18 protein-coding genes are annotated in these 18587 nt (G+C 69.4%); 5 read left to right on the plus strand and 13 right to left on the minus strand.

Translation table 11 applies throughout. The annotated features are described in order from the left end of the window. Window positions 1-44: 44 nt before the first annotated feature. The gene (locus ACLF3G_RS16490) at window positions 45-887 is read left to right on the plus strand and encodes an ABC transporter permease (protein ID WP_430670488.1); all 843 of its coding nucleotides are present in this window, start codon (window positions 45-47) and stop codon (window positions 885-887) included. Between the two features lie 11 nt (window positions 888-898). Next, on the plus strand, window positions 899-1636 hold the full coding sequence (locus ACLF3G_RS16495) for an ABC transporter ATP-binding protein (RefSeq protein ID WP_430670489.1): 738 nt from the start codon (window positions 899-901) through the stop codon (window positions 1634-1636). A 120-nt stretch (window positions 1637-1756) separates the two neighbouring features. On the opposite strand, the gene ACLF3G_RS16500 is transcribed toward ACLF3G_RS16495, so the two are convergent. Further along, window positions 1757-2260 carry a D-glycero-alpha-D-manno-heptose-1,7-bisphosphate 7-phosphatase gene (locus ACLF3G_RS16500; RefSeq protein ID WP_430670490.1) on the minus strand — a complete coding sequence of 168 codons (504 nt, stop codon included), beginning with the start codon at window positions 2258-2260 and terminating at the stop codon, window positions 1757-1759. Beyond that, on the minus strand, window positions 2253-2825 hold the full coding sequence (locus ACLF3G_RS16505; protein WP_430670491.1) for a D-sedoheptulose-7-phosphate isomerase: 573 nt from the start codon (window positions 2823-2825) through the stop codon (window positions 2253-2255). Before ACLF3G_RS16505 ends, ACLF3G_RS16500 begins: the two co-directional genes overlap by 8 nt. A 141-nt stretch (window positions 2826-2966) precedes the next feature. Here ACLF3G_RS16505 and ACLF3G_RS16510 point away from each other — a divergent pair, with 141 nt between their 5' ends. Further along, the gene (locus tag ACLF3G_RS16510) at window positions 2967-4802 is read left to right on the plus strand and encodes a hypothetical protein (RefSeq protein WP_430670492.1); all 1836 of its coding nucleotides are present in this window, start codon (window positions 2967-2969) and stop codon (window positions 4800-4802) included. Between the two features lie 8 nt (window positions 4803-4810). Here ACLF3G_RS16510 and ACLF3G_RS16515 read toward each other — a convergent pair whose 3' ends face one another. Together ACLF3G_RS16515 and ACLF3G_RS16520 are read right to left on the minus strand one after the other, a co-directional pair. After that, the gene (locus ACLF3G_RS16515) at window positions 4811-5941 is read right to left on the minus strand and encodes an ATP-grasp domain-containing protein (protein WP_430670493.1); all 1131 of its coding nucleotides are present in this window, start codon (window positions 5939-5941) and stop codon (window positions 4811-4813) included. A 196-nt stretch (window positions 5942-6137) separates the two neighbouring features. Beyond that, the gene (locus ACLF3G_RS16520; RefSeq protein ID WP_430670494.1) at window positions 6138-7493 is read right to left on the minus strand and encodes a cytochrome P450; all 1356 of its coding nucleotides are present in this window, start codon (window positions 7491-7493) and stop codon (window positions 6138-6140) included. 130 nt (window positions 7494-7623) lie between these two features. On the opposite strand from ACLF3G_RS16520, the gene ACLF3G_RS16525 reads away from it, so the two are divergent. Beyond that, the gene (locus ACLF3G_RS16525) at window positions 7624-8367 is read left to right on the plus strand and encodes a hypothetical protein (RefSeq protein WP_430670495.1); all 744 of its coding nucleotides are present in this window, start codon (window positions 7624-7626) and stop codon (window positions 8365-8367) included. Between the two features lie 17 nt (window positions 8368-8384). Further along, a complete protein-coding gene (crtD, locus tag ACLF3G_RS16530) occupies window positions 8385-9857 on the plus strand; it encodes a 1-hydroxycarotenoid 3,4-desaturase CrtD (RefSeq protein ID WP_430670496.1) in 1473 nt (490 codons plus the stop codon). A gap of 18 nt (window positions 9858-9875) precedes the next feature. Here the strand turns inward: crtD and ACLF3G_RS16535 are convergent, their stop codons facing one another. From ACLF3G_RS16535 to bchY, 9 genes are all read right to left on the minus strand, one after another. Continuing rightward, window positions 9876-11402 (minus strand): phytoene desaturase, encoded by a 1527-nt coding sequence (locus ACLF3G_RS16535; RefSeq protein ID WP_430670497.1) that lies wholly within the window; start codon window positions 11400-11402, stop codon window positions 9876-9878. Between the two features lie 25 nt (window positions 11403-11427). Next, window positions 11428-11865 carry a YqaA family protein gene (locus ACLF3G_RS16540; protein WP_430670498.1) on the minus strand — a complete coding sequence of 146 codons (438 nt, stop codon included), beginning with the start codon at window positions 11863-11865 and terminating at the stop codon, window positions 11428-11430. Between the two features lie 90 nt (window positions 11866-11955). Further along, window positions 11956-13029, minus strand: coding sequence for a photosynthetic reaction center cytochrome PufC (pufC, locus tag ACLF3G_RS16545; protein WP_430670499.1), 1074 nt, complete (start codon window positions 13027-13029; stop codon window positions 11956-11958). Beyond that, entirely contained in the window at window positions 13026-14054 is a 1029-nt protein-coding gene (pufM, locus tag ACLF3G_RS16550) for a photosynthetic reaction center subunit M (protein WP_430670500.1), read from the minus strand. The genes pufC and pufM overlap by 4 nt, the downstream gene beginning before the upstream one ends. A 21-nt stretch (window positions 14055-14075) precedes the next feature. Then, complete coding sequence (pufL, locus tag ACLF3G_RS16555; protein ID WP_430670501.1) at window positions 14076-14900, minus strand: photosynthetic reaction center subunit L; 825 nt, start codon at window positions 14898-14900, stop codon at window positions 14076-14078. A gap of 126 nt (window positions 14901-15026) precedes the next feature. Next, complete coding sequence (gene pufA / locus ACLF3G_RS16560; protein WP_430670502.1) at window positions 15027-15212, minus strand: light-harvesting antenna LH1, alpha subunit; 186 nt, start codon at window positions 15210-15212, stop codon at window positions 15027-15029. Window positions 15213-15294: 82 nt separating this feature from the next. Further along, a complete protein-coding gene (locus tag ACLF3G_RS16565; RefSeq protein WP_430670503.1) occupies window positions 15295-15474 on the minus strand; it encodes a hypothetical protein in 180 nt (59 codons plus the stop codon). A gap of 160 nt (window positions 15475-15634) precedes the next feature. Continuing rightward, window positions 15635-17095, minus strand: a complete 1461-nt coding sequence (gene bchZ / locus ACLF3G_RS16570; protein ID WP_430670504.1) for a chlorophyllide a reductase subunit Z — start codon at window positions 17093-17095, stop codon at window positions 15635-15637. 1 nt (window position 17096) lies between these two features. Next, entirely contained in the window at window positions 17097-18587 is a 1491-nt protein-coding gene (gene bchY, locus ACLF3G_RS16575; RefSeq protein ID WP_430670505.1) for a chlorophyllide a reductase subunit Y, read from the minus strand.

Raw genomic sequence — 18587 nt, forward strand, 5'->3', positions numbered from 1 at the left:
GCCTACCACTGGCTCGCCCGATCCGGTCGGGCTATGAGGCGCCGATGCTCGACCATACCGCAGCGCCGACACCGGCCTACCATGTCGATGCCTCCAATCCGCAGCGGGTCCGCCGGGCGATCGAGGATGTACGGCTGGGGCTCAGCCGCTGGCGCCTGGCCTCCACCCTGGCCTGGCTCGACATCCGCAACCGCTACCGCGGCTCCGTGCTCGGCCCGTTCTGGCTGACGCTCAGCACAGGCGCGATGCTGCTCGGGCTCGGCCTGCTGTACTCCACGCTGTTCCAGATGCCTCTGCGGGAATACCTGCCGCACCTGGCGGTCAGCCTGGTGATCTGGAACGCCATCTCCCAGATGGTGAACGAGGCCACCGCGAGCCTGACGGCGTCTGAGGGCATCATCCGGCAGATGCCGCTGCCCTACACCGTGCATTCGCTGCGCTGCGTGCTGCGCAACGGCATCGTCGCGGCGCACAACTTCCCGCTGATCCTGCTGGTGTTCCTGTTGTGCGGCCACCTGCCGGGGCCGGAGGCGCTGCTGGCCATCCCCGGCTTCGTGCTGATCGCGATCAACGCGGTGGCTGCGGCGCTGTTCCTCGGCATGCTGTGCGCGCGCTTCCGTGACATCGGGCCGATCATCGGCAGCGTGATGCAGCTGGCCTTCTTCCTGACGCCGATCCTGTGGAAGCCCAGGCTGCTCGGCGAATGGGAGGCCTGGATGCCGCTGAACCCGTTCTTCGCGATCCTCGAGACTGTGCGCGGCCCGCTGGTCGAAGGCGGCGGCCCGCCGCTCGCCTGGCTGGCGGCGGTCATCTACACGGCGCTGATGGTGGCGGTGGCGGCGGCCTTCTTCGTGCGCTTCCGCGGCCGCGTGGCCTTCTGGGTCTAGGGGAGGGTTCCGTGGCACTGATCGAAGCACGGGGCCTCTGCCTCGACTTTCCCTACTACCACCTGGGCGCACGGTCGCTGAAGAAGCGGCTTCTGGGCAATGCCCGCCTGCACACGGACCCGTCCAACCGCATCGTCGTCACCGCGCTGCGCAACCTGTCCTTCCGCATCGGTGTCGGCGAGCGCGTGGCCCTGGTCGGCCCGAACGGCGCCGGCAAGACCACCCTGCTGCGGACGCTTGCCGGGGTGTACGAGCCGGTGGCCGGCAGCCTGATGGTGCAGGGCCAGGTCGGCGCGCTGATCGACGTGGCGGCGGGCATCGACAGCGAGGCGACGGGCCGGGAGAACGTCATGCTGCGCGGGCTGTATCGCGGCCTGTCGGAGTCCGAATGCGCCGCCCTGACCGAGGAGGTGGCGGAATTCGCCGGCCTCGGCGAATTCTTCGACGTGCCGATCCGCACCTATTCCGCCGGCATGGGCATCCGCCTGTCCTTCGCCATGGCAACCGCGATGCAGCCGCAGGTGCTGCTGATGGATGAATGGTTCCTGGCCGGCGACGCCGCCTTCATGCAGAAGGCGGAGGAACGGCTGGCCACGCTGGTCGGCGGCGCCGACATCCTGGTCGTCGCCACGCATGATTTCAGCGTGGTGCGGCGCTGGTGCAACCGCGCGATCCGGCTGGAGGGCGGCGTCATCCTGGCGGATGGGCCGGTCGAGGACGTTCTGCAGGGGCTGGAAGCCGCGACCTGATACCGAACCCATCGTTCGGAAGCTGCGGCCGAATGGCCGCCGCCGCAACTGCCGCGAGCCAAGCGCAGCGCCGGCGCTTGAGGACAGATCGGTCGCGATCTGCGGGATTTGGCCCGAGGCCTAAACCAGACGCGCGATGAACGCGTCCAGGTCACCGCCCGGGAACAGATGCCCGGCGATGCCGGCGGCGGCGGCCGCCTTCAGGTCCGTCTCGCGGTCGCCGACCAGGAAAGACCGCGCCGGGTCCACCGGCCAGGCGGCCATCAGGTCCAGCAGCATGCCGGGCCGTGGCTTGCGCCTTCGGCAGTCGTGGCGGAAGGCCGGCAGCGGCGCCTCCGGGTGGTGCGGGCAATGTTCGAAGGCGTCGATCCGGGCGCCTTCGCGGGCCAGGTCGGCCTGCATCCAGCCATGCAGCACATGGACCTGCGACTCGGGATAGAGCCCGCGCGCCACGCCGGACTGGTTGGTGACGACGAAGACCAGCAGGCCCGCCATGTTCAGCCGCCGCACCGCCTGGGCCGCGCCGGGACTCCAGAGCACCCGGGCCGGGTCATGTGGAAAGCCGGTGTCCTCGATCAGCACGCCGTCCCGGTCGAGGAAGGCGGCGGGGCGCGCTTCAGGCATCCGCCATGCGCGCTTCCACCGCCGCGCAGAAGCAGTGGTACAGCGCCAGGTGGACCTGCTGGATCGCCGGCGTGGATCGCGACGGCACCGCGAACAGGTGGTCGCTGAGCGGCGCCAGCCTGCCGCCCCCCTCTCCGGTCAGGGCGATGGTCACCATGCCGAGCCGCCGCGCCGCCTCGAAAGCCCGCACCACGTTCGGCGAATTGCCGGAGGTGGACAGGCCGACCAGCACGCCGCCCTTCTCGCCATAGGCCTCGACCTGGCGGGCGAAGATCGTCTCGTAGCTGTAGTCGTTGGCCCAGGCGGTCAGCACGGCAGGGTTGGCGGACAGGCTGATGGCGCGCAGCGCGCGGCGTTCGCGCAGGAAGCGCCCGACCAGCTCGCCCACGATATGGTCCGCATCGGCGGCGGACCCGCCGTTGCCGCAGGCCAGCAGGGTGCGGCCGGCGGCCAGCGCCACGACAGTGGCCGCCACCGCCGCATCCATCGCCGCATCCAGCCCGCGCGCGCGGGTGGCGGCGAGAACCGTCTCGGCGTCGGCCAGCCAGGCATCAAGGGTGGTCATCGGCGGGCACCTTTCGGACCGGTGGGGCGGGCGCAGTTACCCCGGGGGCGCGACAGGGTCGAGCGCGTGGCCCGGGTTAACGACGGTTTCACGCCCCTTCCTGCATCATCGCGCCGCCCTGCCCCGCCAACGGAGCCAAGCTTGACCCTCATCATGCCTTCGGCCGCCGCCGCGGAGGTGACCGACAGCATCTTCACCTGGACCTTCACCGCCAACAGCGGCGATAGCTGGGGCGGCACGCTGGTGGAGGATACAGGCCGCTACGTCATCGGCTCCACCCTAGCCACCGCGCAGGGCCGCTACACCATCACCGGCGCCGTGGCGCAGGGCATCGACCTCAGTGAGGCGGGGTTCGCGGAAGGCTGGATCTCGGTCGGCTGGTATCGCGACAGCACCGGCGCCTGGATGCTGACCGAGCTGGGGGAGGCCGCGGCCGCCGGCAGCGCGGGCCTGGGATCGGAGCGTGACGCCGCCTGGACCGGCACGGGCTGGGACAGCTTCGGCCAGGGTGGCGCCGACCAGGCCGACCCGGGCGACCTGGCGGACAGCCTGTTCACCTGGACCTTCACGGCCACAAGTGGCGACGTGCTGTACGGCACGCTGCTGGCCGACACCGCCGACTGGAACATCGGCGACACGCTGGCCACCGCCCATGGCAGCTACCGCATCACCGGGGAGAGCGCCTATGGCCGCGACCTGGCCGAGGCCGGGGCGGAGGGCACGGTGCACACCACCCGCTACAGCGATGCGCAGTCGCGCGTCGATTTCCCGCTGGAGAGCGGTGGCGCCGGACCCACCGGATATGGCGGCCTGGGCAGTGAGCTGGACCGCGTCTGGACCGGCAGCGCCCTGGTGCCGGTTGGACAGGGCGGTGCGTTGCAGGCGGACCGGCTGCCGGACCGCATCTTCAACTGGACCTTCCAGGCCACCAACGGCGATACCTATTCCGGCCGGCTGGTCGGCCATTCCACCGCCTGGGCGCCGGGCGATACGCTGGCCACCGCGCATGGCACCTACACCATCAACACCGCAGCCGCGCTTGGCGGGCAGGTCATCGCGGATGGCACGGTGTGGACCACCACCGGCTATTTCGACGCCAGCGCCAACCAGGTTCTGCCGAGCTACTCGGCCACCGTCCTCGGTGGTGCGCCGAGCGGCAATGCGGGGCTGGGGTCCGAACTGGATCGGGCCTGGGACGGCGACGAATGGGATGATTTCGGGCGCGGCGGCCAGTTCCTGGCTTCGATCGAGCGCATCACGGCCTTCCAGTGGCGCTTCGAATCCAACACGGGCGACCGCTACCTCGGCTGGGTGATCGAAGATTTCGACAGCCTGACCGTAGGATCGATCCAGGCGACCGCGACCGGGCGCTACGTCATCGAGGCCGCCTTCGGATGGACCGGCAGCCTGCGGCACGGCACCGTCTTCACCAGCGCCTACTACGACGCCTCCGCCGAGACCTGGATGCCGACCTACACCTGGAGCGCCGCGGGCGGACAGCCGAGCGGGTCCGGCGGGCTGGGGTCGGAGCTGGATTATGCCTGGGATGGCGACCAGTGGCTGGATTTCGGCCAGGGCGGCGCCAACCTGGCCAGCGTCGACCGCAACAGCGTGTTCGGCTGGCAGTTCACGGCGAACAACGGCGACAGCTACCAGGGCTGGCTGATCGCCGGCGTCGACGGCTATGACGCGGGCGACGTGGTGGCCACCGCGCATGGCCGCTACACCATCTCCGAGGAACAGGCCTGGAGCGGCGCCCAGCCGGCGGGGACGATCTGGACCACCGCCTATTCCGACTCGGCGGCGGGCCGGACCATGCCAACCTATTTCTGGAGCGCGCAGGTGGGCGCGCCGAGCGGCACCAACGGCTTCGGCAGCGAATACGACTATGCCTGGAACGGCACGGCCTGGCTGGATTTCGGGCTCGGCGGGTCGAACCTGGCCCGCGCCGGGGCGGCCGGGGATCTGCTGGGCTGACCCGGGCTTCAGTCGTACCAGCCGACATCGAGCGTCGCGACTTCCCCGAAAGGCACCCGGCGCTGCGCCGCCATGCGGATGATGGGCCAGGTGGTCCAGGGCATCGCCAGCAGCGGCCAGGGGTCGCGCGCCTGCCAGCAGACGTCGCGCGTGGTCAGCAGGGTGCGGGCATTGGTCCGGAAGGCGCTGCGGTCGCGGAACAGCGAAAGCTGCGTTTCGGTCAGGCAGGACCAGAATTGCTGCAGCCTTGTCTCCGGCCGGTGCCGCGGCGGCGGGGCGCCCTCGGGGTCCAGGATGGCGCGGGCGAGGTCGGCGGCTTCGAAGAAATGCAGGCCGCTGGTGGTGCGCGGATTGCACTCCAGCCCCCAGGGGCGGCCCTCGGCATCAACGATGATGTCGAAGGCGAGGAAGCCGGACCAGTTCGCGGCCGCGGCGAAGCGCCGCACCCAATCCTCGATCGCGGCCTGCCCCACGCGTTCGAACGCCACGGCGACCGAGCCCGACATCAGCGTGCCGCGATAGACGGTGGTGGCAAGCACGCGGCCCCGATGCGCCAGGGTGCAGGTGCTGAACTCCCGGCCCTCGATGAAGCGCTGCACCAGCGCCGGCACGGCTGGATCGGCTTCGGGCAGCGGGTTACCGGCTCGAAGGCGCAGCACGCCGCGGCCCGAACAGCCATGCACGGGCTTGACCACGACGCGGCCACTGGCGGCCAGCGCCGCGGCGCGCGGGTCGCCGAGCGGGAAGCTCTCCGGCACGTCCAGGCCATGCGCGGCGGCGAATTCGCAGAAACCGCCCTTGTGGTGCAGCCGCAGCAGGATTCCGGGGGGCATGGTCAGCACGCGTACGCCGGGCGGCAGCAGCGGCGGCAGATGCGCCACATGCATCGTCTCCTCCGACACCGGCAGCACCAGTTCCACCTGTTCGCTGCGCACCACCTCCGCCAGCGCGTGCAGGTAGGCGGCCTTGCCCTCGGCGGGTGGCGGCACACGGATGGATTTCGCGACGCTGCGAGAGGATCCGCAGAGGTGGCGGACGAAGGGTTCCGCCACGACGACGCGCCAGCCGATGGCAGCGAAGCCACGCGCCAGGTCCAGCGCCTTCGGCAACCGCCCCAGCGTGAGCAGCACCGTCCGCATCAGCCGCCCGCCCCGAAAGCCCTCTCCCCCCAAGGGGAGGAGAGGGTTGGGTGAGGGGGGCCGTGCCGTCCTGGAAATTTCGAAGGACGCGCTTCGCGACGTGCCGGCAACACGCGGGTTGCCAGGAAACCCCCCTCACCCAAAGCCCCTCCCCCCGCGGAGGGGAGCGCGCGTCCGGTCAGTCGTCGGAAGATCCTCAGCACGACTGCACCGTGACGAAGACCTGCCGCGCCGGCCGCGTCGTCAGGCGTGCAGCCGGGCGTACCGTGTGCGGATCGCTGACGAAGAAATCGAAGCGGCGGAACAGGCGGGCGATCAGCAGGGTGGCCTCCACCGTGGCGAAGGCGGCGCCGGCGCAGATGCGCGGGCCGACGCCGAAGGGAATGTAGGCGCCTTGCGTCATCTCCGCCTCCCGCTCGAAGCGGTCCGGGTCGAAGCGGTTGGGGTGCTGCCAGTAGCGGCGGTGGCGGTGCAGCAGCCAGGGCGCCACCATCACCAGCGCGCCGCGCCTGATGCGGTAGTCGCCGAGCGCCGTCGCCTCGTTCGCCACCCGCGGCAGGAAGGTGATGGGCGGGTACAGGCGCAGCGTCTCGCGGAAGACGTTGCGGGTGAAGACAAGGCGTTTGGTGTGTTCGAAGGTGATGGGGCCGTCGCCGCAGACCGCCTGCACCTCGGCCCGCAGCCGGCGGACATGCTCGGGGCGGGAGGCGAGCAGGAAGAACACCCAGGTCAGCGCGCTGGCGCTGGTCTCATGCCCCGCGAGGAACAGCACGCCGAGCTGGTCGATCAGCTCCTCCCGCGTGAAGGCCTTTCCGTCCACATCCCGGGCGGCCACCACGGCGCTGGCGATGTCGTCGAAGGAGGCGCCCGCCTCCAGGTGACTGTCGAGCAACTCGCCCATGCTGCGGCGGATCAGCGCGCAACTGTCGAGCACGGCCCGGGTCTGCGGGATGCGGGTCCAGGCGCGGTCCATGATCAGGCGGCGGATCTCCACCTGGGCGACGCTGCGCTCGAAGAAGGTGAAGGCGTCGAACACCTCATGCGCCACGCGCGATTCGAGGCCGGTGGAGAACACGGACCGGCAGATGATGTCGGCCGTCAGATGGCTCATCGCCAAGTCCAGCGAGAAGGGCTGGCCGGTGGCGGCGGCTTCGTCCAGCGTTTCCTCCGCCGTCGCGATGCCGGCTTCCATGCTGGGGAAGGCGCGGTTGACGCGCATCAGGGTCAGCGCCGGGTCCATCATGCGGCGCTGCCGCGCCCAGGTGGCGCCCGAACTCACGAAGATGCTGTCGCCGATCAACGGCTCCAGCGCATTCACCATCAGGTCCGATTTCGGGAAGATGCCGTCGGCATCCACCAGCACCTGGCGGACCAGCCTGGGCTCGTTCACCACCACGATGGAGCGGCGGGAATAGCCCAGCGGGCCGATCGGCATGTGGTAGGCCTCGGCGGGCAGCAGGCCGAGCAGGTCACCCTCGCCCTGCAGGAGCGCGCGCAGCAGGGCCACCACCGGGGACCGGGGGTGCGGGTGCGGCGGCACGAATTCGCTCATCTCACCCAAGCCCGCGCCTTCCCGACCACGTCCATCGCCTTGCTCCACAGCGGCGCTTTACACCCGGAAGTGTCAAGTGCCATTGTCACTTTGCGTCAAGTCGCATGGACAGGAAAGGGAGGGAGGCAGGATGGAGTTGGTGGTGTTCCACGGCCTGATCGTCGCCCATATCCTGACCGGGACGACGGGCGCCATCGCCTTCTGGGTGCCGGTGATCGGCCGCAAGGGCGGCACCAACCACGCCCGCTGGGGCCGGATCTTCGCCTATGCCATGCTGGCGACCGGCAGCTTCGCCGTGGCGATGAGCCTGATGACCCTGGCCGACCCGATCGGCACGCATCCGCATCTGGAAGGGCAGTTCGACGCGGCTTTCCTGCGCGGCATGTTCGGCTGGATGATGCTGCACACCGGCATCCTGACCATCAACCTGGCCTGGTATGGCTGGCTCTGCATCACCAACAAGGGCCGGCACGCGGCGAACCGCACCTGGCTGAACCTCGGGCTGCAATACCTGGTCATGGTGGCGGCGCTGGCCTGCGCGGTGCAGGGCTGGCTGATCGGGCAGCCGCTGATGATCGGCATCGCCGTCGTCGGCATCGCCACCGGGCTGACCAATCTGTGGTTCCTGCACAAGCCACGCGTGGAACGGCAGGACTGGCTGAAGGAGCACATCAAGGCCTTGGTCGGCGCCGGAATTTCCGTCTACACCGCCTTCATGGCCTTCGGCTCCGTCCGCATCTTCCCCGAGATGGCGCTGCATCCGGGCATGTGGTCGATCCCGCTGATCGTCGGCCTTGCCATCATCATCTGGCACCGGCTGGCGGTGGAACGCCAGGCGCGGCACCGGCGGCAGCGGCTGGGGGCGGTCGCCTGAAACCGCTGCATGTCGTCGTGGTCGGCGCCGGGATGGGTGGGCTGGCCGCGGCGACGGACCTCGCCCGGCGCGGCGCCCGCGTCACCGTGCTGGAACGCGCCGCGACGCCGGGCGGCAAGATGCGGCATGTGCAGGCCGGCGGCGCCGCCATCGATGGCGGCCCCACCGTCTTCACCATGCGCTGGATCTTTGCCGGACTGTTCGAGGATGCGGGGCGACGGCTGGAGGATTTTCTCCAACTGCACCAGGCCGACATCCTGGCACGGCATGCCTGGCGTGCCGGCGGGCGGCTGGACCTGTTCGCGGATGTGGAACGCTCGGCGGACGCCATCGGTGATTTTGCGGGCGCCCGCGACGCGCAGGGCTATCGCGACTTCACCGCCCGCAGCGCCGACATCTTCCGCACATTGGAGAAGAACTTCATCGCGGCGCAGCGTCCCTCCCCGCTCGACCTGGTGCGCCGTGTCGGGCGACTGGATGCACTGTGGCGGACCATGCCCTGGGCGACGATGTGGCAGGCTCTCGGCGGGCATTTCACCGACCCCAGGCTGCGCCAGTTGTTCGGGCGCTACGCCACCTATTGCGGCTGTTCGCCGTTCCTGGCGCCGGCCACGCTGATGCTGGTGGCGCATGTCGAACAGGACGGCGTCTGGCTGGTGCAGGGCGGCATGCGCCGGGTGGCGGAGGCGATCCGCAACCTCGCCGAAAGCCAGGGCGCGACCTTCCGCTTCGGCGCCGATGTGCTGGACATCGTGGTGGAGCGCGGCCGCGCCGCCGGCGTGCGGCTGGCGGATGGGGAGGTGATCGCCGCCGATGCGGTGGTGTTCAACGGCGACGTGGCGGCGCTGGGCCAGGGGCTGCTCGGCGGCGCCGCGCGACGTGCGGCGCGGGACACGCCGCGCGCTGTACGGTCGCTGTCCGCCGTCACCTGGTGCGTCAACGCGCCAACGCGCGGCTTTCCGCTGACCCACCACAACGTCTTCTTCGCCGAGGACTACGCCGAGGAATTCGCCGCCATCTTCCGCCGCCGCGGCATCACCGCGGCCCCAACTGTCTACATCTGCGCCCAGGATCGCGGCCATGGGGCGGTGGCGGAGGGGGCGCCGGAACGCCTGCTGCTGCTGGTCAACGCGCCGGCCGATGGCGACCTGGGCGAGATGCCGGAGGCCGCGCTGCACGACCTGCAAACCCGCAGCCTGGCCCTGCTGCGCGCCTGTGGGCTGGAGGTGGCGGCGGATGCGTCCAACACCACCACGACCACGCCCGCCGGCTTCCACGCGCTGTTCCCGGGCAGCGGCGGCGCGCTGTACGGCCGCGCCAGCCACGGCGCCACCGGCACCTTCGCACGGCCCGGCGCCGCGTCCCGCCTGCCCGGCCTTTATTTGGCTGGTGGCTCCGTCCATCCCGGCCCCGGCATCCCGATGGCGGCGATGTCCGGGCGGCTGGCGGCGGCGCGGCTGCTGGAGGATACGGCCTCGCGCCTCGGCTGACGCGCCGGCGCTACCGGTTCAGCGGGAACGCGCCGCGGCCATGGTGCTGCCATGCGGCACCACCTGATCCAGGATCTTGGCCGAGGACACCACGCCCGGCACGCCGGCGCCCGGATGCGTGCCGGCGCCGACCATGAACAGGCCCGGCAGATCCTCACTGACATTGTGCGGGCGGAACCAGGCGGACTGGAACAACTGCGGCTCCAGCGAGAACGCGGCGCCCTGCACCGACAGCAGGCGGTCGCGGAAATCCAGTGGCGTCAGGATGCGGGAGGTGACCAGGCTGGCGCCGAGCCCCGGCAGCACCGTGTCCTCCAACCGTTGTTGAATGGCGGCGCGATAGGGTTCCGCCTGCACCGCCCAATCCGTGCCGCTGCCGAGGTGCGGCACCGGCGACAGCACGTAGAAACTGTCGCAGCCCGGCGGCGCCAGCGACGGATCAGTGGCGGTGGGCCGGTGCAGGTACAGCGAGAAATCCTTGGACAGGATCTTTCGCTTGAAGATGTCGGTCAACAATTCGTTGTAGCGCGGGCCGAGCACCATCGTGTGGTGGTAGACATCCTCGAAGCGCCGGTTCGTGCCGAAATACCAGACGAAGAGGCTCATCGAGTAGTTCGCCCGCGCGACCTTCGCATCGGTCCAGCGGCGGCGCTTGTGCTCCGACAGCAGCTTCGTATAGGTCCATCCAACATCGGCGTTGGAGACCACGATATCGGCCTCCAGCGTCTCGCCGCCGCTGAGGCGGACGCCGGATGCGCGCCCGTCCCGCACCGTTATCTGCTCGACCTCCGTGTCCAGCCGCAGCGTGCCGCCGAACTGCCGGATCAGCCCGACCAGGCCGTCCACCACGGCGCCCATGCCGCCCATCGCATAGTGCACGCCGTGGATGCGTTCCAGATGCGCGATCAGGCAGTAATAGGCCGTGGTGTTCAGCGGATTGCCGCCGATCAGCAGCGGGTGGAAGCTGAAGGCGATGCGCAGCTTCTCGTTGGTGAAATAGTCGCCGACCTTGCCGAACACGGTCCGGTAGCCCTGCAGGCGCAGCATGTCCGGCACGGCGCGCAGCAGGGTCGACAGCTTGTGGAAAGGCTGGTCGGCCAGCTTGGCGAAGGCGACTTCGAAGATCTTCTCGCTGTCACCGATGAAGCGCTCGAAGCCCGCCAGATCCTCCGGCGCGATGCGGGCAATCTCGGCCCGGGTGGCGTCGAGGTCGGCGCTGCAGTTCATCACCGTGCCGTCGTCGAAGCGGATCCGGTAGAACGGGTTCATGCTGCGCAGGTCGATGTCGTCCGCCATGCGGCGCCCGGCGAGCGTCCACAGTTCCTCGAGCAGGTAGGGCGCGGTGATGATGGTGGGGCCGGCATCGAAGGTGAAGCCATCCTGCCGGTAGACGTAGGCGCGGCCGCCCGGCGCATCCAGCTTCTCCACGATCGTCACGCGCCAGCCGCGTGCGCCGAGCCGGATGGCGGCGGCAAGGCCGCCAAAGCCGGCGCCGATCACCACCGCATGCGGGCGCGTGTCCTGGTGCAGGTCGATGCCATCCATCACGGGGCGTCCTTCTTGGCGTTGATCACGTGAGGCCGCGTGTCGCGAGTGCAAGGACGACGTAGCGGCCCGTCTTGGCGATCGCGACCAGCAGCAGGAAGCGGCCGAACGGCTCGCGCATCACGCCCGCCGCCAGGGTCAGCGGGTCGCCGATGACAGGCGCCCAGGACAGCAGCAGCGACCAATGGCCCCAGCGCCGGTACCAGCCCGTGGCACGGTCCAGCGCCGCGGGCTTCACCGGGAACCAGCGCCGGTCGCGCCAGCGCACCACCTGCCGGCCAAGCCACCAGTTGATGACGGAGCCCAGCGTATTGCCGAGGCTGGCCACCGCCACCAGCAGCCAGGCCGGTTGTTCGCCGAGCAGCAGCAGGCCCACCAGCACGGGCTCCGACTGCATGGGCAGCAGGCTGGCCGCGCCGAGCGCCACCAGGAACAGGCCGCCAAGTTCCGCAAGCGCCGACACGCAAACTCCCCATGCAGCCGGACGGCCGGTCCTGCGCGAAGGCAGGGCCGGCCGTCCGGGTCTCGTTGCGCGGGCAGCGGCCCGCGAGGTTCATCGCGGTGCGGCGGAGGCCGCGCGCAGCGCCTCCTGCGATACCGTGTTCAGCTCCGGGTAATCCTGCAGCATCGGCGCACCGTAGAAGGGCCGGTTGGCACCCTGGTGGCAGGTGGCGCAGTTGATCTTCAGCGCATCGCCCGCCGGACCCAGGCGCGGCATGTGCGGACCCTCGGCCGGTCCACGCGGATTGGCGACCCAGAGCGGCGTCAGCGGCACCACGTAGTCGTTGTTCAGCTCCCGCACCATGCGGATGCCGTGCCAGGCGGTGAGGCGCGCCGGTGGGCTCTGCGACCAGTTCGCGAAGGACCGGCTGTTGTGGCAGTAGGTGCAGTTCACGCCGAGTCCCTGGCTCATATGGATCATCAGCGCGTAGGTCCACTCCGTCTGCATCGTGTCCGCGGGATTGGTGCCCGGGCGGGTCGCGGTGCTGATGACGCGGATCTCGTTGTCCTCCAGCAGGTAGGGCGTGAAGGGGTTGCCGGGCAGCGAGCTGAGGTTGGACACCGGGGAGGCGATGTTCTGGCCACGTGGTTCCTGCAGCCCGTTCTGCGGCAGCACCGAGGTCGACCACACCGCCGCCGGGACCGGCCGGCCACGGTGGCAGGTGTAGCAGGTGACGCCGGCGTTGCCGACATGCGGCGTCCAGTCGGCGTTGATGCGCGCCGTCATCTGCAGCATCCGCCGCGTGACGACCTTCGTGTAGACTTCGTCGGAGGCCATGTTCTCGACGTTGTGGCAGTAGGCGCAGCCCTGCTCCGGCGCGATCCATTCGGTCATCGCCTGCATGATGCGGCCGAACTGCGCGATGCTGAGCTCGCCCAGCACCTGCACGTTCTCGTAGATTTCCCGCGCCCGTTCGCCTTCGTTGTCGGCGGCTTCCGGGGCCTCGGGGATCTGGTTGGCGGCCAGCCGCACGCGCTGGGCGCGGGGGTTGACCACCTGTTCCATGGCGGTGCCGCGGAAGCCCACCTGCGTGGTGGCGACCGGTGGGCGTTCGAAGGTCATCAGCACGATCACGACGCAGAGGGCTGCGGCGAAGACCAGGCCAACGCGTGCCGTGAGGCTCATCGCGGTGCTCCCTGCGTGGTGCCGGGCGTCGCGGCCGGCGTGGCGGCAAGGGCGGGGTCGAGGACGACCGGCTCCCACACCTGCGGATAGGGCGGCGCGAAGTGGCGGTCGACGGCCCAGAGGTACCAGTTGTCCACCACCGTGCCGGTCAGCAGGATGCCGATGCCACCGGTGATCGGGGTGAGGACGGCGAACCACCAGGCCCAGCGATGGATGCTCTCGAAGCTGGCGTTGAAGCCCATGCACCAGCGCCAGAACAGCGCACCACGCTCGGCCGCCGTGCCACGGTCCAGCACCAGTTCGATCTCACGCTCACCGCCGTAGCGGCCCAGCGCCAGGATGGTCGCGCCGTGCATGGCGAACAGCAGCGTGGAGCCATAAAGGAACACGATCGAAAGCGCGTGGAACGGGTTGTAGAACAGGTTGCCGTAGCGGATGGAAAACGCCGCGGTCCAGTCCAGGTGCGGGAAGATGCCGAAGGGCACGGCTTCCGCCCAGCTGCCCATCAGTACCGGGCGGAAGAAGCCCAGCACCAGGTACAGCCAGATGGCAGCGGCGAAGGCCCAGGCCACATGTGTGCCCATGCCGAGCGCCCTGGCGCGGCGATAGGTGCGCGCCCACCACAGCAGGATGGAGACCGTGAGGCAGAAGCCGGCGACGATCCACCAGCCACCTTCCCGCAGCGGTGGGATGCGCAGGCCGTATTCCGCGGGCGGCGGCTCCAGCGCCAGCCAGAACAACTGGCGGACGAATTGAACCGGGTCCCAGTTCACCGAGGCCAGCATGTTCAGGCCGATGATCTCGAAGGCGATGAAGCCGAAGACGATCGACAGGATGCCGAGCGAGCCGAGATAGATCGGGCCAACCTGCGCATCACCGATCATCCCGAACAGCGTGACGAAGCGGGACGTGCCTTCGCGCGGCGTATGGCCGCTGAGTTGCCCCCTGCTGCCCATCGGCACGCCCGGGTAGGGCACGGGCCCCCGGACCTGCACGCGGGTGAAGAGGTTCTGGTATTCGGGCATGTGCGTTTTCCCCCTTCGCCTTCAGCGCCAGATCGGCAGGTTGAGCCACCAGCCCCACCAGGCCGGCCAGCCTTGCGTCCAGAACGGCCCGCTGATGACGATGCAGACCGCGCTCCAGAACCCCGCCGACAGGGCCAGGAACAGGCCGAGGCGGTGGATGCCGAGCGTGCCGATCGAGTAGCCGATCAGGTCGCGGAAATAGGTGTTCTCGTGCTCCGCGGTCTTCACCACCTCGCCGGGTGCGGGGTTCAGCGCGGACAGCACGAGGCCGCCATGCATCGACAGCGCGAGTGTGGTGGTGAAGAAGAAGGTCACCGCCAGCATGTGCGCCGGGTTGTAGTGGAAGTGCAGGTGCTGGTAGCCGACGTTCGACACCCAATCGAGGTGGCTGAAGATGCCGTAGGGAAAGCCATGCCCCCAGGCGCCCATCAGCACGGGCCGGATGACGACCAACGTGATGTAGGCGAACACCGCGACGCCGTAGGCAACGGGGATGTGGTATCCCATGCCCAGCTTGCGGGAGATTTCCACCTGTCGCAGCGCCCAGGACACGAAGGCGCCGATGGCGCAGATCGTGATGGCCTGCCACAGGCCGCCCTGTCCCATCGGTGCGAGCCGGAGACCGTAGCTGAGGTCCGGCGGCGCGATGTTGATGAGCCAAGGGTTGAAGGTTCCGCCCATGGCGGCACCCATCAGGATCAGGCCGACACCGATGAAGGTGAAGAAGGCCGTGGTGACCCCGAAGAAGCCGATCCAGAACGGGCCTATCCAGAAGTCGAACAGGTCGCCGCCCACCAGGGTGCCCCCGCGGACGCGATATTTCCGCTCGAAACTTAGTATCGCCATCGCATGACGCTCCCAATTGGGCGGGGCAACCGCCCGCCTGCCCGTGTCGTCGTCCTCGACAGCGGGCGAGGCCCGCTGTGCTTGCCTCGCCCGCTGCCGCGGAGCGACACCGGCGCCTTCGCCCTGCTAGCGCATGGCTCCGACCGGCTGCCCCGGGGTGAAGGTCGCGGGCGTCGCGCACCAGCCCCAATGGTCGCAGTAGCGCGGCGATGCGAGCACGACGACGTGCAGCAGCCCCGACACGGCGATCACGCCGACCATCGCCAGGAACAGCGATCGCCGCGGGTCAACAACCATCCAAATCTTATGCATGATCTTCTTCTCCTAGCTGAACTCGGGCCCGTTTAAACTCAGGCCCGGACCGGCGGCACGATTGCCGCTGGTCCGGCATCACTCAGAAGAAGCGCCAATCCGGCGGGACCACGGAATTCCCGTAGACCAGCGGCCGCCACAGCCACACCAGGATATGTGCGCCCATCGATGCGAAGACGGAGAAGGCCCAACCCTGGATCAGCAGGGAATGAATCTCGCGCGCCTCGCCTTCGGTCAGGCCAGTCTTTGAACCTTCGGCCATGATCATGACCTCCAACTTGCCTTTCGGCCGCCACCGCGCTGATCCCGCGCGGCTGGGATGGAACCGGCGGGAAACCGCCGAGGCCGACCCGTTGCCCGAGACGCTGTGCCGGTGATGGCACCAGAGGCTCGGGCGGCGGGATCGGGGTGATGCAGGCGCGTCATGCGACGCCTTCCGCAACCTGGTGCGCGACGACGTCGCCCAGCGTGTGCCGGACGCGGTCGCGGGTGATGCGCGGCTCGCCGGCCGCGCGCGCAGACCGTTCGACGGCCTCACGCAGGCGCTTGGCGGCGGAGATGCGCAGCAGGAAAGGCTCCGACTCGACATGCGCGTCGAGCAGGGCGACGGCATCGTCGTCCCAAGGCTCCGCGGCGCGTGCCGGGGTGGCCTCGACACGGTCGAGGTCGGTGCCGAGCGGCAGGATGTGGAACAGCGCATCGAACAGCGCGTTGCAGTATTCCTGCACGATGTAGGTGGCACCGGCGTAGCCCATGAAGGGCGTGCCGGTGGCACGGCGGATGATGGCGCCGGGGAAGCTGGCCGGGATGTACATCGCCCGCGACTTCAGCTCCGCCGCGTACATGCGTTCGTTGTAGCTGCCAAACAGCACCAGCGGCGGCGTCTTCTTCATGGCCTCGCGGATCGCCGCGTTGTCGGTCTTCTCGCCGGCCAGGCGGCTGACGGCGAAGGCGCAGGGCACGCCCATCTCCTCGCCGAGGAAGCGTTGCAGGCCACGCGCGTAGGTATCCGTCGCGACCACCGCGAAGCTGGCACTCGCGAAGAAATCCTGCGTGACGCTGCGCCACAGGTCCCAGATCGGCTTGATGGTGGTATGCTTCTCCCGCTCGATGAACGGCTCGGGGTCGAGACCGGTCAACTCGCCGAGCTTGCGAAGGAAGTTGGTGGTGGCGAACAGGCCCATCGGCGCGCGCAGCCAGGGGCGTTCCAGCTCCTCGCACAGCTTGCGGCCGAATTCGCGGTACATGCAGATGTTGACGTCGGCGTCAGGCAGCTTCGCGATGTCTTCCACATGGCTGCCAAGCGGGAAGACCAGGTTGACCTCGCAGCCAATGCCCTCGACCAGCCGGCGGATCTCGGCCAGGTCGGACGGCATGTTGAAGGTGCCGTAGATCGGGCCGACGATGTTGACGCGCGGCTTCTCGCCGAGCTTCGGGTTGCGCGCGCGCACCTTCTTGCCGCGGGCGCCGAATTCGGTCCACAGCCACATGATGGCGCGGTCGGCGGCCTGCCACTGGTCTTCGTCGATGGTGCGGCAGATGAAGCGTTGCAGGTTGCTGCCTTGCGGGGTCACGCCGCCGCCGATCATCTCCGCGATCGATCCCGTGACCACCACCGCGGGTAAGTCCGGGTCCTGCGTCGAGGCGGCACGGCGCATCGAATCCTCGGTGCCGTTCTTCGACAGCGAATCCTCGTCAAGTCCCGTGACGCAGACCGGCAGTTCATGCGGCGGCAGCGCATCGGTGTAGTGCAGCACGGCGGTGACGGGCAGGTTCTCGCAGCCCACCGGGCCGTCAATCACCACGCGCAGCCCGCGGATCGCGGAGAAGGCGTAGATGGCGCCCCAGTAGCCGCCGGCGCGGTCGTGATCGAGGACGAGCATCTCAGCTGCCCACCGCTTCTTCGGATTTAGCCTTGGCCGCGCGCAGCTTGCGCTGGCGGTCGCGGAAGCCGGGCGGGTCGGTGGGCTTCTGGGTAAAGCCGTAGCCGGCGCCGTCCGGCGTGCCGACACCTTCGAAGAAGCTGACCATGCGGGAGAACCGTTCCCGCCCCTTGGTCTGCGCCGCGACGATCCCTGCCATGGACCCGGCGCCGGCCGCGCCGAACAGCGGGCGGGCGGAGACCATGTTGGTGAAGTACAGCGCGGGGATGCCGAGTTCCTTGGCCTTCTGGACCAGCGGCGTGGTGCCCAGCGCCAGGTCCGGCTTCACCTCCCGCATCGCCGCCATGTCCTGTTCCAGGCTGGCGCGGTACTGCACATGCGTGCCACGCGCTTCGAGCCATTCGCGGTCGGCATCCGACCATTCGGTGCGCGGGCAGGCGGTGCCGACATAGGGCACCTCCGCGCCGGCTTCCGACAGCAGTCGCGCGACCAGAAGTTCCGAGCCTTCGTAGCCGGACACCGTGATGCGCGCGTTGATCGGCGCCGCGGCCAGCGCGGCCTTGATGGCCGGCAGGGCACGCGCCTTGGCCGCATCCACCTGGCTGTCGGCGATGCCGGCCGCACGGCCGATAGCCTCAAGCCAGGCCGCCGTGCCGTCATGGCCCACGGGGCCGGAGCCGACCACGGGCCGCCCTGCGGCGCGGAACTCGCGGATGCTGGCGGTGTAGAAGGGATGCACGGCGGCGGCGACTTCGCAGTCCAGCGCCGCATACAGGTCGCGCCATTCGCGCGCCGGCGTCTGCGGTGCGACGGTCAGGCCCATCGGCTGCAACATCGCGCCGACGCCCATCGGGTCGGCGGGGAACAACTCGCCGATCAACGCGACCGTGCGTTCGCCGTCCACCATCTGGCGTGGCCGCGCCACGGGGCCGGCCTCGGCCTCGCCGCGGGCGTAACGCAGCATGGCGCCGGCCAGCACATCCTTGGCCTCGGCATGGGTCGGCACACCGAAGCCCGGCACGTCGATGCCGATGATGCGCACGCCGTCGATCTGCTTCGGCAGCAAATCCAGCGGCACGCCGGACGCGGTGGGGACGCAGAGGTTGATGATGACGACGGCGTCGTAATCCTCCGGCTTCGCGGTGGCGTGCACCGCGTCGCGGATGTCCTCGAACAGCTTGCCGGTGACCAGCGTTTCGGAATTGAACGGCACATAGCCCACGGTGCGCCGGGCGCCGTAGAAATGGCTGGTGAAGGTCAGGCCATAGACGCAGCAGGCGCTGCCCGAGAGGATCGTCGCCGTGCGCCGCATCCGCAGGCCGACGCGCAGCGATCCGAAGGCCGGGCACATGGATTGCGGCTGGTCGTGCGGCCCGCGCGGGTAGTTCTTCGCGAGCTCATCCATCACCAGCGACTTGCCGGCGGCTCGCGCGGCATTCTCGAACGTCTCGCGGCCTCCGTGGCAGGCGCCGGCGGTGGGGAGTTCGGTCAT

The sequence above is a fragment of the Falsiroseomonas sp. HC035 genome, from assembly GCF_050563525.1.
Classification (GTDB): Bacteria; Pseudomonadota; Alphaproteobacteria; order Acetobacterales; family Acetobacteraceae; genus Falsiroseomonas.

Coding starts and splice junctions, on each gene's coding strand:
- ACLF3G_RS16525 (WP_430670495.1), top strand. CDS start 7,624: ATGGAGTTGGTGGTGTTCCACGGCCTGATCGTCGCCCATATCCTGACC.
- bchY (WP_430670505.1), bottom strand. CDS start 18,587: ATGACCGAACTCCCCACCGCCGGCGCCTGCCACGGAGGCCGCGAGACG.
- ACLF3G_RS16505 (WP_430670491.1), bottom strand. CDS start 2,825: ATGACCACCCTTGATGCCTGGCTGGCCGACGCCGAGACGGTTCTCGCC.
- ACLF3G_RS16565 (WP_430670503.1), bottom strand. CDS start 15,474: ATGGCCGAAGGTTCAAAGACTGGCCTGACCGAAGGCGAGGCGCGCGAG.
- ACLF3G_RS16490 (WP_430670488.1), top strand. CDS start 45: ATGCTCGACCATACCGCAGCGCCGACACCGGCCTACCATGTCGATGCC.
- pufC (WP_430670499.1), bottom strand. CDS start 13,029: ATGAGCCTCACGGCACGCGTTGGCCTGGTCTTCGCCGCAGCCCTCTGC.
- pufL (WP_430670501.1), bottom strand. CDS start 14,900: ATGGCGATACTAAGTTTCGAGCGGAAATATCGCGTCCGCGGGGGCACC.
- ACLF3G_RS16520 (WP_430670494.1), bottom strand. CDS start 7,493: ATGAGCGAATTCGTGCCGCCGCACCCGCACCCCCGGTCCCCGGTGGTG.
- ACLF3G_RS16535 (WP_430670497.1), bottom strand. CDS start 11,402: ATGGATGGCATCGACCTGCACCAGGACACGCGCCCGCATGCGGTGGTG.
- pufA (WP_430670502.1), bottom strand. CDS start 15,212: ATGCATAAGATTTGGATGGTTGTTGACCCGCGGCGATCGCTGTTCCTG.
- pufM (WP_430670500.1), bottom strand. CDS start 14,054: ATGCCCGAATACCAGAACCTCTTCACCCGCGTGCAGGTCCGGGGGCCC.
- ACLF3G_RS16515 (WP_430670493.1), bottom strand. CDS start 5,941: ATGCGGACGGTGCTGCTCACGCTGGGGCGGTTGCCGAAGGCGCTGGAC.
- ACLF3G_RS16500 (WP_430670490.1), bottom strand. CDS start 2,260: ATGCCTGAAGCGCGCCCCGCCGCCTTCCTCGACCGGGACGGCGTGCTG.
- bchZ (WP_430670504.1), bottom strand. CDS start 17,095: ATGCTCGTCCTCGATCACGACCGCGCCGGCGGCTACTGGGGCGCCATC.